This window comes from Burkholderia sp. Se-20373, assembly GCF_017104705.1.
In the GTDB taxonomy this organism is placed as follows: domain Bacteria; phylum Pseudomonadota; class Gammaproteobacteria; order Burkholderiales; family Burkholderiaceae; genus Burkholderia.
This window is the reverse complement of the sequence record NZ_JAAGPH010000346.1, coordinates 1-1,044: the sequence shown is the minus strand read 5'-3', so window position 1 is coordinate 1,044 and position 1,044 is coordinate 1. Positions and strand designations below refer to the sequence as shown.

Below are 1,044 nucleotides of genomic sequence, written 5' to 3'. Positions count from 1 at the left end.
CGTGCCGCACGTGATCGAATTGCGCGGCGGGGATGCCGTGCGCGGCGAGCAGCGCCTTCTGGTTCGACTTCGACACCGCGTGCGCGACGTGGCGCGCATCGGGGCCGGGCAGGCCGAGCGCATCGGCGACCCACGCGGCGGTGCGCGCGTAGGTGTCGTGCGCGGTCGTCACGCGCAGCGTGTCGAGCGCGTCCGGATAGCGCGTGCGCAGCCAGCCGGCGAGCTGGCCGGCATCGGGTTCGAGGTTGATCGTCTCGACGCCCGCCGGAAAGACGCCGTCGAGACGGTGCCCGGGGGCGGTGATCACGGTCACGGCCGCTTGCCGCGCAAGCGCGCCACGCACGAGCGCGAGGCTGCTGCCGGTGGCGCGGGCGCCGATCACGATGAGTCGCTTCATGCTGGATCCTTGATCGAAGGCGGAAGAGGGGAACGGCATCGCGTGCCGGCTAGCGCGCACGGCGGCGCAGGCGCTGTGCTTCGAGGCGCGGCAGCAGATGCTGGACGACGCGCGGCAGCGTGTAGATCGGCAACTGCGCGCAGGTGAACACGAGCGCCATGGTGGGCGTCGCGGCGAGCCCGAGCGCGGCCCACATCAGGCCGACGTTGCGATTGGCGACGATCAGCGCGACATTGAGCCGCGTGCGGACGTCGCCGGGCGTGAGCCCGTACGCGATCACCTGGAAGCCCGCGTTGACGGCGAACGCGAGGGCGATCGCGCTCAGCGCGCGGTGCGGCGCGTCGATGATCGATTGCTGCATGCCGGCCATCGTGCCGAGCGCGAACACCAGCAGCGCGGCGACGACGGTCGCATCGATCGGCGTCGCATAGCGGTCGAGCCGCGAGCCGGCGAAGCGCCGCACGAGCAGCGCGACACCCTCCGCGCTGCCGATCAGCAGCGCGAGCCGTAACGCGAGCGTCGAAGGTGAAATCGACACGGCCGCATCGTGGCTGAACCAGGCCGTCAGCAGCGGCGCGGTGAGCGGCACGAACACCATCGACGCGAGGGTCGCGACGAGCGCGACGCTGGCATCGAGCGACAGCATA

Annotated in this window: 2 pseudogenes; both read right to left on the bottom strand. The window is 71.6% G+C overall.

The features are described from left to right. Positions 1 to 397 (bottom strand): annotated as a pseudogene (locus G3N96_RS38675) (carboxylate--amine ligase); the annotation flags it as partial. 49 nt (positions 398 to 446) lie between these two features. Then, a pseudogene (locus G3N96_RS38670) lies at positions 447 to 1,044 on the bottom strand (hypothetical protein); the annotation flags it as partial.